The 14802-nt window shown below is 58.6% G+C and carries 5 protein-coding genes; all 5 read left to right on the top strand.

The genetic code is table 11. From position 1 onward, the window contains the following. The first annotated feature begins 59 nt into the window (after window positions 1-59). Entirely contained in the window at window positions 60-212 is a 153-nt protein-coding gene (locus ACESLM_RS09625; RefSeq protein WP_372631353.1) for a small acid-soluble spore protein P, read from the top strand. A 162-nt stretch (window positions 213-374) separates the two neighbouring features. Then, window positions 375-1292 carry a YitT family protein gene (locus ACESLM_RS09620; protein WP_372631352.1) on the top strand — a complete coding sequence of 306 codons (918 nt, stop codon included), beginning with the start codon at window positions 375-377 and terminating at the stop codon, window positions 1290-1292. 133 nt (window positions 1293-1425) lie between these two features. Continuing rightward, window positions 1426-2517, top strand: coding sequence for a hypothetical protein (locus tag ACESLM_RS09615; protein ID WP_372631351.1), 1092 nt, complete (start codon window positions 1426-1428; stop codon window positions 2515-2517). A 157-nt stretch (window positions 2518-2674) separates the two neighbouring features. Next, entirely contained in the window at window positions 2675-4975 is a 2301-nt protein-coding gene (locus tag ACESLM_RS09610) for a right-handed parallel beta-helix repeat-containing protein (RefSeq protein WP_372631350.1), read from the top strand. 325 nt (window positions 4976-5300) lie between these two features. Beyond that, window positions 5301-14645, top strand: coding sequence for an S-layer homology domain-containing protein (locus tag ACESLM_RS09605; RefSeq protein ID WP_372631349.1), 9345 nt, complete (start codon window positions 5301-5303; stop codon window positions 14643-14645). Window positions 14646-14802 lie beyond the last annotated feature (157 nt).

Here is a 14802-nt window from a genome sequence, read left to right as displayed (position 1 = left end):
AATCACGATAAGACGCCCGACCTGGAACATCTATAACGAGAAGAGGAGTCGATAGCGCCATGAGCAAACCGAAGTCGCAATCCGTGCCTCAACCCGACGAGAAGCACGGCCCTCGGCATTCCGTAGTAGACCACCAGCCCAATGAACCGCTGTCCGGCTCGAAAAAGGTGAAGAACCGCAATCACACTCGACATAATAACGCGGAAGGCTAATCCACCGCTCGCAATCGATCTAATCCCGGCCCTGTGCCGGGATTTTTAGTCATGTGCAACGGCTTGAAGCCGCATCCCTCGTTTCCGTGACTGTGTTAGGTTTACCCCTAGTATCCGGCTTGGTATAATAGATTCATGAAGACCGAAGGAGGAACTAGTCTCATGTCCGATGCAGCACCCTCTCTGGAAGCGCCAACCTCTGTGAATGCGGCGAAACCGATCCAGCACCATAAGCAAGCTCCTCTGGAAATCTTTCGCCGATCCGTCTTGATCATAGTTGGAGCGATTCTTGTAGCCGTAGCTTTGGAAATCTTCCTCGTCAATAACTCAATCATAGACGGCGGAATTACGGGCATATCGATCATGTCCTCCTACTTAAGCAAAATTCCGATCGGAGTCTTCCTCTTTCTCCTCAATCTTCCCTTTCTCATTCTCGGTTACCGAACGATAGGCAAGACATTTGCGTTATCCACGCTTCTCGGCGTTGCGGTGCTGTCCGTAACCACCTACTTGCTTCATCCTTATGAGCCATTTACCGACGATATATTGCTTGCCGCTGTATTCGGAGGAATCTTCCTGGGCGCGGGAACGGGGATCGTCATCCGGGCGGGGGGTTCTCTGGACGGGACGGAGATCGTCGCTATTCTGCTCAACCGGAAATCTCCTTTTTCCGTAGGGCAAGTGGTTATGTTTATCAACTTGTTCATTCTAAGCAGCGCGGGTTTCGTCTATAGCTGGGACCGGGCGATGTTCTCGATGATTGCTTACTATATTGCGTTCAAGGTAATAGATCTTACGATCGAAGGCTTCGACGAGTCCAAATCGTGCTGGATCATCAGCGATCGGCACAAGGAAATCGGGGACGCGATCACGGCGCGTCTTGGGCGCGGAGTGACCTATCTGCACGGAGAAGGCGGCTACACGGGAGATTCAAAAAAGGTGATTTTCTGCGTAATTACCCGCTTGGAAGAGGCGAAGCTGAAGACGATCGTGGGGGAGTTGGATGCTGCAGCGTTCCTGGCGGTCGGCAACATTCACGACGTGAAGGGCGGACGGTTCAAGAAGAAAGACATTCATTAACAGGCTTTACGGATCTTTCAGGAATTTAACAAAAATTTAGGGTTAAAGGTCTTTCACCTTGCTGGGAAATCAGTTACAATGAACTTTGTTTTGATTTTCAGATATTAGATTACTTGGAAGGGGTTTTTGCATTTTGTTCAAGCGTAAATTAGGTTTCGCCATTGTTGCGATGCTGTTGACGGCTGCCCTGGTACTCAGCGGTTGCACCAAAGACAAGTCGCCGAAGGACGCTATCCAGTCGTCGATGTCGAAATCAGCGGATATCAAATCGTATAATTTCAAAGGCAGCATGGTCATCGAAGATTTCAACTTCCCTTCGGATGGAGAAAGCGCGGCGGAAGCGGCAGCTATCTTGAATCTGATGAAGAGCGCCGAGCTCTCCTGGACGGGCGCTTATCGCGTCGATCCGATGATGATGGAGCTGAATCTTCAATTGGCATTGAAGGGCGATCTGGCCATTACCTTTAACGTTCCGGTCGTCATGACGCAGAAGAAGATTTGGGTTAAAGTTCCGAACATTCCGATGCTGCCGATTCCGGAAAGCGTACAGAATAAGTTCGTCGAGCTCGATCTGGAGCAGCTCGCGGAAGAGTCCGGTCAACCGTTGCCTAACGTTGACGTGGCGAAATCCCAGAAGTTCTCGAACGATCTGCTCGAGATCGTGTTCAAGCACGTGGATGAAAAGACGTATTTGAAATCGGTCAAAGCGAAGGACGCAGGTCTGCCTGCCGACGTCGACGCCAAACAAGTCATTCAATTCCACCTGGATCAATCCCAGCTGGAGGGCTTCATCAATACCGTTATCGAGAAGATCGCTCCGGAAATCATCGAGCTTCTGTCGACGAATGCGGAATATCGCGATATGCTGCAGCTGAAGCAAGAAGATCTTGACGAAGCGAAGACGGCCCTGGCCGACGTGAAGAGCGGCGAAATATCCGAAGCTCTCGCGGAAATCAAGCAAGAGCTCAAGAAGCTGGATCTGACCGTTAACTTCGCCTTGGATAAGAAAGACTATCCGGTTTATACGGACGCTAAGATCAGCGCCGCTATCGAATCGGAAGAGTTGACGGGCAGCGTGGGCATCAAGCTTGTCTCCCACACGACCGGCATCAACGAGGAGCCGAAGTTCGAGATCGGCGAGCCGAAAGCCGAAGAAATCATGACCATGGAAGAGGTTCAAGCGGAAATGGGCGGCATGTTCGGCGGATTCGAAGAAGAATTCTAAATATAGAGAGATAGAAGACGGGAAGCCCTCGCCAAGCCGGCGGGGGCTTTTTGACGTTCAAGCCGTTCATGGAAATTTGGAACGGGAGCAGAGAAGCTCTCATAGCATGTCCTGCGAGCCGAAATCGAAAGCTCGACATCTATGGGGGTGGTTAAAGTTGTCGCAAGAAAAGAGCGCATCGTATCGGATCGACTTGACGGAGTTCGGAATTTACAATGACGGAACGCACGCGGCGGAGACAACCGCGGGAATCAACGCTGCGATCGCGTGGGCCATGGCGGAAGGGTATAATCACGTGTTGCTGTCCGGCGGGCATTACATGGTGAAGCTGGACCCGGCTACATTTTCCGCGATCATTGTCCCTAGCGGTCTCCACTTCGAAATGGCACAAGATTGCGTTGTCGAAATGGAGGGCAATTCGTCGCCGAACTATAACGTTTTCCAACTGAAAGGGGTTCATGACTGCAAAATTACCGGAGGGACGATCGTAGGAGACAAGGAGACGCATGTCTATGAAATTTACGTCGGATTCGAGAGAGGCGGCGTAAACCCGGACGGATCTCTCAACAGCGATCCGAACTGGATTCGCAGCGAGGTGCTGGATCGTTATGAGCATCCCGGATTGCTATCGACCTTCAGGCTGTGGAATACGAACGGATTGGCGGTATCGGGCTATTATTTTTACCAGTACAAGGATTCCGTATCCAGCGCCAATTTCGTCGACTACAGAAACAACGGACAGTTCGCTCCGGGCGCTCCGACCGGCCGAGGCTGGTTTCTGAACCCGGACATGAGCGCAAACAACAAAATGATCTTCGCCATCAATATTACCGGACTGGGGCTGACCGATCCCGACATTGCCGCCCTGGGCATGAAGGTGGACAACATGTACTACACCCATGAAGGCGGGCATGGAATCGGGCTGTACGGGGCCAATCATATTTTGATCGACGATGTCGAAATCTACTCATGCGTCGGGGACGGCATCATGGTCGGAGTCCAGCAGCATCATCCTGATCCGAACGACTACACGCAGGAAGAAATGGGACAGCACATTACCATCCGCAACTGCGATATCCATCATTGCCGGAGGCAGGGCGTCTCGCTGTGCGGCTCGAACGACGTCTACGTCTACAACAACGAGATTCACCATATCGGACTGGACGAGGACGGCGTAACGAGCGATTTCCGCAACGGCACGGCCCCGATGTTCGGCATCGACGTGGAATCGATGGTCGGGGAGAGCAACATTCCGTTCAAGACGCCCGATCAGCCGATCGGCTTGGAGCTCAACCACCGCATCTACATTTCCAACAACCATATCTACAGCAATCACAAAGGTCACTTCGTCAACTGCGACGGCTATTATATCACGCTGGAAAACAATACGTTCGAAGGCTACAATGTCGGAGGCGTCTGCTCGTATCCGAACTACCGGTTTATCCAGTATCTCAACAATACGTTTATCGAGTGCGAGCTATGGGTGCAGGGGGATCACTTCGTCAATGGCGGGGTGTTCTACAAAGGCAACCTAAAGCTGCTCGATGTGCGAGGCGCTGTCGTGCAGAACATCCAGATCAAGGACGGCAGCTTCTACGGCTCCAGCGTATACGGGTATTTCGGAACGCCTGCGGTTAATGTCTCGACAGGGACTTTCACTTACGCGTCCCCCCACGGAATGGGCAACGGCGCGCAAATCTGCTTCGAGCAGTGGGCAGGCAGAGTTCCCGCCGGGATTAGCGTGGACAAGCTGTACTACACGGTCAACATGACTTCTACGAGCTTCCAAGTTGCGGAGACGAAGGGCGGAACGCCGGTGACCGTTACGGATGCGGGAGAACCCGGATTTAATATCAGCCGGTACAATTACGGACGTTGCTATATCTCTAATGTGACCGTGGAGCGGGACTGGCGTCCGGACAATGCTCTGACTCCGAAATTCAGCGTGCTGGCGACGGGCGCGGTCATGCGCAACATTACGGTGAAAAACTACGATGTGTCCGTACTCGTTCCCCAGAACTATGCCGGACGCCCGAACACGATCGAAGGGTTGACGTTGATCGAAGGTTCGGCGCGCTTCGAAGGTACGCATGTCTCGGGAAGCCAATTTTTGCGGGCCAAGAGCACGCTGCTCGGCGCCACGGACATTCAGTTCGGCTCCAGCATGGCCGCTTATCCGCGCAAGATTACGGTTCAGGGCTGTCGTTTCCATCGTCTGGGAACGGTTCTGGAGGGCAATACGGTCGTGACGGACAGCCAATTCCAAGACGCCGTCATCGGCAAGGCCAACAACGGCAACAAAGCGATCGTTTCCGGCAGCTACCTGGAGAATACGAATGTGAACGGCTACTGGCTTAACCAGAACGATTCTCTCACATTGGCCGGCAACGTGTTCAACAACGTTACCGTTACCGGCGCGAGCCCTTATGTGAAGCAGATTAATAATTCGGCGTTATAAAAAGTCTGTCCAGGTCCGGTCCCTCAGTGAAGGGGCCGTTTTTTCTTATAGAGGGCCTATGACTCGCGGCGAAAAAAAGTGACTGCCATGACAAAATCGATGACAACCGCTCACTAGACGGGATTACAGGGGATCCTTACGCTGATAGGAGTACCCCTCGCATGAGTCCAACCGGTTTCCGCGAGGGCGGTTCATTGTGCCGGATCGTCCGCCCGTGTCGGGGTGACCGCGCCGGGAGTGGACAAGGGCTGCTAGCGGCTCGCGTCGGATAAAGGGAGGAATGGGACCAGTGTTGCATACCTATCGGAAAGCAGGGAGCGGATCGATGACAAGCAGATGGATGCAGAGCTTCAAGAGCCGTTGGCGGCGCACGGGAAAATTCGGGTTGACCCTGCTGCTTACGGCATCGTTGTTTACGAGCAGCATCGAACAACTAGCCATGGCACAGGAGCGGCCGGAGGAAGACGGAATGGCTTCGTTCGCTGAATGGATCGGGCAGCTGAGCGGAGAGCTGCAAGGTGAAGAAGTCGCTTCGATCGACAATGTCGTATACGGGGATGAAGGCAACTTCTCGGTCACGGATGCCGTATACGGTCTGCCGGTCAAGATCAGCGCCGCTGTCGGAGGGGCGCCTGGGTCAGGAGACAGCAAGTCCGCGTCGGTGAGCGGCGACGGTCGTTATGTCGCGTTCGCGTCGACCGGCTCGAATCTCGTGGCCGGGGATACGAATGGCAGGCAGGACGTATTCCTTCACGATCGGCAGCTTGGCACGACGAAGCGGATCAGCTTCGGAGCGGGAGGCGTACAATCGAACGGCGATAGCTATGCGCCCCATGTGAGCTTCGACGGGTCATATGTGTTGTTCACGTCGAAGGCGACGAATCTGGTTAGCGGGGATACGAATAATCACGAGGATCTATTCCTCTACGATGCGGTTACAGATTCCGTACAGCGGATCGCATCCTTCGTCTCAGGCTCGGAATTCGCCGGAGCGGGCAGCTCTTACGGGGTCAGCGCCGATGGTCGATATGTCGCTTATGCGGGCAAGCCCGCCTCTAGCGGAACGCATGACATCTGGCGTCTGGATCGGCGGACCGGCACGGTGAAGCGCGTGGCTCAACAGACCTACATCTACGAGACGTTCCGTTCGAGGGTGTCGATCAGCGCGGACGGCCGCTACATCGCCTTCGATTCGATCGGCACGAAAATCGTGCCCGACGATACGAGGACGACGATCGGCAGCAACGACCGGGCGGTCTATTTGTACGATGCCGCCCTGGATGAGATGAAGATGATCAGCCGGTCACCGACAGGTCAACGCGGCAATCATTACAGCTATTATCCGATTATCAGCGCGGACGGGCGTTATGTCGCTTATCTGTCCAAGGCGAACAATATCGTTCCGGCGGATACGCAGCAGGTTCAGGACGTGTACGTCTACGATCGCGTGAATGGCACTACGGAGCTGGCCAGCCTGAACGGCCAAGGGCAGCAGGTCCCTGTGGACGCCTACGATCCTTCGATCAGCGCGGACGGTCGCTACATAGCGTTTCATACCGACGGCGCATTCGATCCGGCCGACGGCGGCAGGACGGACGTTTACGTGCGTGACCGGATTACCGGTGTGACAAGGTGGGTGAGCAAGACGGCGGGCGGCGGCAATGCCGATCAGCCGGCGGATCGGGCAGTGTTGAGCGCGGATGGAGCTACCGTCGTGTTCGAGACGAGCGCGACGAATATGACGGAGACGGCCGAGTCGGATGCCGTCCGTGATTTGTATGCCGTGGCGCTGCCGACGGATGCCGCTGCTCCGGAATGGCCGGGAGGCGCATCGGTGACCGCCGCGCCAGGCGGAACTTATATTGCGCTGAGCTGGCCGGCTGTGCCGGGAGCGGCCTGGTACAAGATATCGATCGATGGCCGGGTAGCGGGCATTACGGCTTCTACGTCGTTCGCCGCGGACGGGTTGGCTCCGGGAACGGCGCACCGTTATCGCGTGGCGGCGGGGACGCCCGGTTACGTCTGGTCGGAGTGGACGGCAGAGTCGACGGCGACGACGCTGGCCGCTCGGGAGACGACGCCCCCGTCCGCTGCGGGCGTAACCGCGGCGCCGGAGCTTGGAGGGGCGCTCGTCTCCTGGACGTATCCGCCGGAGCCCGATGTCGTCGGCGCGAAAGTGCGCTGGCGCAAGCCGGGCGGCGCCGTCTATGAGTCGCCCCTGTACCCGCGCAGCGTCGTTTCGGCACCCGTGACGAATTTGGAGAACGGCTCGTTTTACGAGTTTTCGGTCGTCATCGTCGACGGCGACGGCAATCGCGGCGAAGGCGCTTGGATGCAAAGCAGGCTGCCGAACGGTCCGGCGATCGTAAGGATCGACGTGCAACGAGAAACGGGTCAACCTGCGCCTGGACACAGTCCCAGTATCGTCGACGTCAGCGACGACGGACGGTATACGCTATTTTTGACCAACATGATCGGGCTCGTCCCGGAGGATGACCGCCAGCAATACGATGCGTACAGCTCGACTACCCAATTGTACATGTATGACGCGGAGCGAGGGGCCGTCATGCTCGTCAGCCGCAGCGACGACGGCAAGCTGGGCAACTCCAATTCGAACTTCGGCACGATCAGCGGAGACGGACGTTACATCGCATTCGGTTCGCGAGCCTCGAATTTGCTGGCGAACACGCCGGATACGAATGGCAAATGGGACGTATTCCTGCTGGATCGGGACGTGAACGATAACGGCGTTTACGATGAACCCGGCGATACCTCATTGACGAGGCTGACCGTTCCGGTCCGCAGCGAAGGCCAGGACGGCGACAGTTCGGACCCGGTTATCAGCGCTGACGGCAGCACGATCGTGTTCAGCACGAACGCCCGCAATATCGTCCAATCGCCTCCTTCCGGCACGGGCTATTATGCGGCAACCTACGATACCCGAAGCCGGGCGATGGCGCCGTTGTACATGCCGGACGGCCAATCGCCGCGCATCGCCGGCAGTGGAACGGATCTCAGCGCGAACGGCAAGGTGATGATGTTCGAAACCTTCACGGATCTGGCCGACGGCGATAAGAACGGCAGCTCCGACGTGTATTGGTATGACCGACGGAATCCGGAGCAGCCTCGGCTCGTCTGGATCAGCGGCCTGATCCAGGGCAGCTACGTGTCGGCAAGCTCGCCTTATATGGATGCAAGCGGCCGTCACGTCGTGTTCAATGCGACGTTCCGGATCAACACAACCCTGACCAACCGAACTCTCGTATTCGACTCGGAAGCGCCGGCCGGCACCGCGCCCGTCCCGCTGATCGAAATTCCTGCGGGCAGTCCGATGACGCTGGACTCCATGGCTCCTTACGGTCTGAGCGATGACGGGCGTTACGTGCTATTCGGTTCTTCCGGCAAGCATATCGTGCCTGGGGATACGGACAGCATCAGCAATTTGTTCCTGTGGGACCGGATGACGCAGCAAGCCTCGCAAGTCAGCGTTCCTTACGATCCCGCTTTGCCGATCACAGCCGGTTCGGATCTCGGTCTGTTAAGCGGCGACGCCACGCGCGCTGCCTTCAGATCCACGATGATGAACATGGTTCGCGGCAGCGAACGCATCGAATCCGGATTGTACTTGCAGCGAATCTCGCTTTCGGAGGCGGTATTGGCGGATCTGGTACTGTCCGCGCAGGGCACGGAGATTGGGCTCGAATGGGGCGATCCGGCGCCGGGAAGCGACGTCGATGCCTTCCGCGTCGTGCGCAAGCAAGGCAACGGCCAGTGGGAGACGTTGGCCGACAATGTCAGCGCGGCAACGCGCGCGTATACGGATCGGACGGCGCAGCCCGGCATGACCTATACGTATGCCGTCCACCGTCTCTTCAGCGGTACAGCTTCGCCCTTCTCGGTGGAGAAGACGATAACGATTGCTGGCGGACTCGGTTCGTTCTCGTATACGACGCCGCTGTATTTCCGGGAATACGCCGGACAGAAGGAAAAGATCGCTCTCCGACTGACGGGAGAGCCGGGTGTCGACTCCGAATCCGTAGCGGTTCTGCTTGAGTATACGGATAGCGATGGAGTCCAGAGATCCAAGCGCGTCAATCTGACAGAAGACAATACGGCTCCCGGCGTCTACACCGGTGAGTTGGAAGTGCCGGAACTCGCCGCCGAGTTGTTGTCGCTGAAAGGCACGCTGAAGACGGCGGACGGAAGCGTGCTGGAGAAGGAGGCGCTGCGGAAACCAATCCCGGTCGGCGCGACGGCGATCGTGGAGGTGGCTGGCAATGCGGCTCCTGAAGATGGCCAGCTGACCATACGGAGCGCTTCCGCCTTTGCGAACCAGACGGCGGTGCTTGGCGGCAGATCGACGATCGAGTTCAGGGGACTGCCGCCCGCGAACGACTATACGTTTGTGCTGATCGGCGCGGGCGGGGTCGATTTGCTTAGCGAAAATCCGGAGCGGCCGCCTTCTCTGGACGTGCGGCCGGGCGATCGGAGAACCGTCCAGGTCACGCCGATGCTGCCAGCCAGCTTGACGCTTTCTTTTACAAACGAGCGGGGCTCGTTCGGCGGAGTGCATGTAGTCGTCTCCGACGAATCGGGACGCACGATAGCCGCCGGGACGACGCTGCAGAACGGCTGGCTGACGTTCGCGCCCTTCCGGCAGATGACCGGCAGGCAGGCGAAGATCGTCGCTACTCCGTCCGATCCGGTGTACGCTCCGGTCGAGCTGATCTTGGAGCTTAGGGGGGGCAGCCAGAACGAGTCGATCCGGATTCCGCTGCGCACCGACGCCGCGATCGCGGGAACGGTCGTCGATCCGGAAGGGAAACCGGTTCGCGGCGCGACAGTGCAGGTCTCCTCCCGCGGGAGCAACTTCCAGACCGTCACCAACGAGAATGGGGAGTATTCGCTGTCGGTCCCGGCGGGGGACGCTCAGCTGCAGGTGTCGATCGAAGGCGGGTTCAGCGGAGGCTGGGTAAGATTAATAACGGAGAGCGGCCAGACGCTGCGGCACGATTTCCGATTCAACAAGCCGGTGCCGGCGGTCATTAAACTGAATTTGTACACGGAAGACGTTAGCGGCGCCTGGATCGGGCCTTATGAGCTGGATTGGCGGGAATTTGTCCATTTCCATATTCATACGACGGGCCATAGAGCGGGAGGTTATCATCCGCTGCTTGTCTATGCCGCTGTAGGCGATAAGGTGAACGTATGCGCGAACGGTGCAGAAGGCGGATACGATTCGGGCTGCGTCGAGGTCGTCATCGACGATGATCGGCGCGTCGAGACGGAGCTGAGACTTCAGCGGCTGCGAAGCAACGTCGACGGCAGCTTGACCGAGACGCCGGCATTATTGACCGTCTACAAGCTGGATAACTCCGGAAGTCGGCAATACGCGGCGTCTGCGACGGTGTCCGACAGCCGATTCTCGATCGACCTGCCGGGAAAAGGGCTTTACGAGCTTAGAGCTCAATATGCGAGATCCGGCGTAACGGTGATTCGCACCTTCGAGCTGAATGACAACGACGAGATCGATCTGGGCGAGCTGGGTCTGGAGCCGGCGGGCGCGTTTGCCCGACGGGAGGGCAACTATGCGCTGCTCGGCACTTCCAACGCCGTTCCCGGCACAACCGTTACAGTCCGAATCGGCTATCGCAACTGGGGCTCCGTGCAAGCCGGATCGGCGGCCGTCCGGCTGGATGCGCCCGCCGGGACAACACTCGTTCCCGGCAGCGTCGTATGGAACGGGCAGCCCGCATCGCCGACCGAGAAGAACGGCGGGTATACTCTTGATCTAGGAAACGTGCCCGTTCAGGGCGCGGGAACGATTCAGTACTCGCTGTTGTTGCCGAGCGAATGGTCGGGAGGCCATCTGGATGTGTCGCCTCGCATGGCGTTCACTCGGGGAGGCGCGCAGGTCGAGGAAGAGATCGGATTCGCCCGCGCCGCCGTTGCGCAGGTAACCCTGGTTGCGCCGGAACGCACCGCTTATCGCGAATTCCGAGTGACGGGAACGGCGCCGGCCGGAAGCCGCGTCGTCGTATACGCGGGAGATCTGGTAGTCGGAGCGGCGGAGACGACTTCGGCCGGCCGATGGGGGATCAAGGCGGCGATGAACGGAGAGACCACCAATCGTTGGCAACTGCGCGCCGTCGCTTCCCTTGGAGCTAAGTCCTGGAGCAGCGAGCCGCGAACGGTGGACTACGACGAGAATCACGTCGAACCGATCTCCTTCACGATGCAGCAAACCGACGGCCGTAAAATCGTGCTGGACCCTCGGGAGAGCGTGCCTCGCTTCCCTTATGTGTTCGCGCCGACTTTGCCGTTCGTGATGACGGTTAAGTTTAATCATCCGGACCGGGTTCGTGATGTCGCGTTCTATCTGGGCGACGCTCGCGTCGAGGCTTCTCTGAAAGACGGCGTGCATACGGCCGTGGTGAGCGGGACGGCGAAGCCGGGTCCGATCGGTATTGACTACCGTACGCAGGAGGCGCCGACGGGATGGAACGGCCGGGTACCTCCGTCTGCCGAAATCCGCGCCGCGCTGCCGCCCGCTTTCCGCGATGCGACAACGAGCAATTTGACCGTGTCGCAGCGAAGCCCGGACGGAAGCCGGCAGTCGATGACCTACGAAGGCAAGCTGCCCGGCGCCGAAGGCGATGTCGACATGAAGGTAACGGCTTCGCTGGAGCGCACGACCTACACGCCGACGGCAGCCGACTTGGCGCTGGCTGAAGAGACCGGAGTTCCGGTATATGGCCTAAACCTGAGTCCTTCCTTCAATAACGGGGTGCTGCGCATCGAAATGACCGGCTATTTGCAAGAGTCGGCGCTTCAAGGCGGATTAAACGTCGGCGAGGCGATGGCGTTGCTGGCGGCCGGAGCCGACGCGCAGACGACCGCAGCGCTGAAGTCGTCCGGCACCGTGGACAAAGGAGCGGAGGTTCGCGCGCTGAGCAGCGGGATCGGCGCAATCGCAACGCGCGTCGTCGTCTTCTTCGGCAAAGAGCAGGGGACGAATACGTGGAAGACGATCGACTCCGCTTGGACCGTCTATGACGGCCGCGGCAGCGGGGACGTACTCTCCCGCTTGGAAGGGCTGATGGACTACGTCGCGCTTAATTGCGACCCGCGTCTTCAGGATGTGTATCACCATCATATCCATTTCCTGAAAAATCATCTGATCGCAGTGGAACTGACCAAGGCGGCAATCATGGTTGCCGGGGCAGTCGCGGGTCCGGCCACGTTCGGTATCGGCACCGTCGCGCTGTTCCTTGTAAGCAATATGACGGGCAAGTTACTGGACGCCCAGTTGCAAGGAATGATCGATGAACTGGAAGCCGATATCATGAATGAAGACCGCTATTGCAAGAAGCCGGCTCCGAAGCCGAAGCGGAAGATTGCCGATCCGGAATGGATTTACGATCCGAGCGGCTATGTGTACGAAGTATCCGAGGATAACCGCATCGAAGGCGTTCGGGCGACTGCGCTTCGTTGGAACGAGGAAGCCGAACGCTGGGACGTATGGAACTCGGAATGGTACGGACAGGACAATCCGCTGTATACGGATGCGGATGGCCGCTACGCATGGGATGTGCCGGAAGGCAAGTGGAAGGTGAGGTATGAGAAGGAAGGGTATCTCCCGGCGGAGAGCGAGGAATTGATCGTACTTCCGCCTCACTTCGACGTCAACATCCCGCTGATGTCGACGCTGCCGGCTAAGCCGGTCAGGGTCGAGGCGGCTCCCGGGGGCGCTTATGTCGATATTCTGTTCGACCGTCACGTAGACGGCGATGCGGTATCGGGCCGATTGCTGGCCGTTATCGACAATGAAGGCGACGTGCCGGGTACGTGGGCGGTCGCAGGATCGGTGACCGACGGCGACTCCAAGCGCGTTCGCTTCACGCCTGATGCACCTCTGGCGAACGGCGCCTATCGGATTTACGTCGATGGCGGGCTGACGAGCTACGCCGGCGTCCCCCTCGTCGAACCGTACGAGGAAACATTCGAGGTGACGGATGAGGGGACGGGACCGGCAGGGGTGCTTGATCTGCAGGCTGAAGCTGACAGCGGCTCCGCGCTTCTCACCTGGAAGCTGCCTGGCGATACGGAACCGAACCGACTCGTCGTCGCTTACCGGAAGTCCGGCTCGAGCGGGGAACATGCACTGGTCGAACTGTCGGACGTAAGGACGTTCGCGTTGTTGGAGGGGCTCGAAGCCAATACGAACTATGAGGTCGAGGTGCGCTCCTACGATATCCATGATCGATTCGGCGAAGCGTCAACCACGTTCGGTACGGCAGGAGTACAGCCGGCCTCCCGCGATTTCGTGCCTCCGGGATCGGTCATCGCCGTTGCGGCGACTCCGGCTGCGAGCAGCATCGGTATCGCATGGACGGACCCGACCGACAACGATCTGGCGAACGTCGTAATCCGGTGGACGAAGCAAGGAGACACGACAGCTTCCGCTCCGATATCCGTTCCGAAAGGAGCCGGCCGCCACACGATCAACGGCCTGGCGCCGTCCACGGCGTACGAGATCGCGATCTGGACCGTCGACAACGCGGGCAACGCCTCTCCGCCGCAGACGCTGAACGCGACGACGAAAGCCGGAAGCGGACCGGGCAATCCGGGAGGCGCAGGCCATCCCGGAAATACCGGCAACCCGGGCAATTCCGGTCATCCAGGCAGCGCCGATACAGAGCGCGCGGACATTGGAACGGTTGCCGGAGAGCTGAAGTTTTTTGACGGGGCGTTTAAGCTGTGGCTGCCTGCCGGAGCGGCAGGACCGGCGAAACAAGTCGCAGCCACACGGCACGGCGATGCGCCAACGCCGGCTTCTGGTCATCTGCGGCTGCTGTCGGAGGCGTATGAATGGAAGCTTGAACCGGAAGGCGGCCGCTTGACCGCCGCGGGCAAGCTGACGATCGCGTACAGCGAGGATATGCTCCGCGGGGCGGACATTCGCAAACTCGGCATATACCGTCAGGATGAAGCAGACCGGACCAAGTGGATCTACGTCGGCGGTATCGTCGACGGGACGAATCGTACAGCGACGGTTGAGACGGAGGAGCCCGGCGTTTACGCGGTGCTGCTCTCCGAGATAACGTTCGGCGATCTGGCGAATCATTGGAGCCGCGTCGATGTCGAAGCGCTGGCGGCGCGCGGCATTGCCAGCGGCGATCCGGACGGCTCCTTCCGTCCGAACGGGCGCATCACCCGCGCCGAGTTCGTGAAGCTGCTGATGCCGTTGCTCGGCGCCGATGCCGCGGTCGGAGCAGCTGCGGAGTTCGGCGATGTGGCGCCGAACGCCTGGTATGCGCCGTTCGTCTCCCGGGCGGCCGAGGCCGGCATCGTGCAAGGAGCGGGCGGACGGTTCCGTCCGGGCGATCCGGTAACACGCGAGGAGATGGCGGTCATGCTGTTCCGCGCGCTTCGCGTCGATCCGGCGATCAAGCTGAACGCGCAGGCCGTGCTCGACGGAATGGCCGACGCCGATCGCGTATCGGGGTGGGCGCTGCTGCAAATCGCTTATGCGGTTCAGAACGGATTGCTTCAGGGCGGCAGCGGAGGCAAGCTGCGTCCCGAAGCGACCGCCACGCGGGCGGAGGCTGCCGTTATCGTGCTCCGCGCGCTGACCGCGCAAGGGCTAATTGTAACCAACTCTAAGTAGGCAAGAAAGGACTGCCCGAGGGCAGTCCTTTCTGCTTCGAATCCGACCCTATGACCAAATCGGCATGGATGGCCGGGAAGAGATTGTCACATAACGCATTTTCTCTAGGAAAATCTGTTTTGGCGAGTAAAAGAATTTATGTTATAATGTTCATTGC

Origin of the sequence: Cohnella sp., from assembly GCF_041641335.1 — a bacterium.
Lineage (GTDB): Bacteria > Bacillota > Bacilli > Paenibacillales > Paenibacillaceae > Cohnella.
The sequence above is the reverse complement of the archived record's forward strand: the minus strand, read 5'-3'. Positions and strand labels throughout refer to the sequence as shown.